Below are 1,012 nucleotides of genomic sequence, written 5' to 3' on the forward strand. Positions count from 1 at the left end.
CGCCGGACGGCGGGCGGTTCTGGTCACCCGGGGCGCGCGCCGCACCGGACCGGCGGACGAGGTGCTCGCCACCGACCACGGGCCCCTGCACGGACTCGCCCCGGTGCTGGGGCTGGAGTTCGGCCCGGCGTTCGGCGGGGTGATCGACCTGCCCGCCCGGCCCGGCCACGACGATCTGAACACCGTGCTGGATGTGGTCACCGCCCCACCCGGCCCGGTGCTGGAGGACCTGGTCGCGGTGCGGGCCGGCCGGATCCTCGCCGCCCGGCTGCGGGACGCCGATCCCACCCCGTCCGGCCTGCGGGTCCGTGCCGACGCCACCTACCTGGTCACCGGGGCACTCGGCGCGGTGGGCCGGGAACTCGTCGTCGACCTGGTGCGGCGTGGCGCCCGGCGGTTGCTGCTGGTCGGCCGCCGGGTCGAGGCCGACCTGGACACCGCGGCACAGGAACTGCTGACCCGGCTGCGCGACGACGGGATAGGGGTCGGCTACGTCGGCGGTGGTTGCGACACCGCCGACTCCCGCCGGCAGGTGGCCCTCGCGCTGCGCGGCATGCCGCCGCTGGGCGGGGTGCTGCACGCAGCCGGCACCATCACCCGGATACCCGCCGTCGACCTGGACACGGCGCGGACCGCCGCCGCCCTGCGCGCCAAGGTGGGCGGCGCCTGGTGGCTGCACCGGCTCACCCGGGACCTGCGGCTGGACTTCTTCGTACTGGTCTCCTCGGTCTCCGCGCTCTGGGGCACCGAGGGCTACGCCGCGTACGCCGCCGCGAACGGGGGACTGGACGCCCTCGCCGCGTACCGCCGGTCGCTCGGGCTGCCCGCGGTCAGCATCGCGTACGGACCGTGGGCGGTCTCCGGAATGGCCGACGGTGACTCGCGGGACCGGTTCGCCCGGCTCGGGGTCGGCGCGCTGGACCCGGCCACCGGCTGTGCGGCGCTGCGGGACGAGACGCCCGGGCCGGAGGGCTACCTGGTGGCCTGCCCGCTGGACCGGCCGCGCCTGGAC

The 1,012-nt window shown here is 77.2% G+C and carries 1 protein-coding gene; it reads left to right on the forward strand.

Annotated elements, in window-relative coordinates; genetic code table 11:
- Window positions 1-1,012: KR domain-containing protein (locus AB0I76_RS30745; protein ID WP_357042870.1), on the forward strand; the 1,012-nt coding region annotated here is incomplete at both ends.

Source organism: Micromonospora sp. NPDC049799, assembly GCF_040656655.1.
Classification (GTDB): Bacteria; Actinomycetota; Actinomycetes; order Mycobacteriales; family Micromonosporaceae; genus Micromonospora.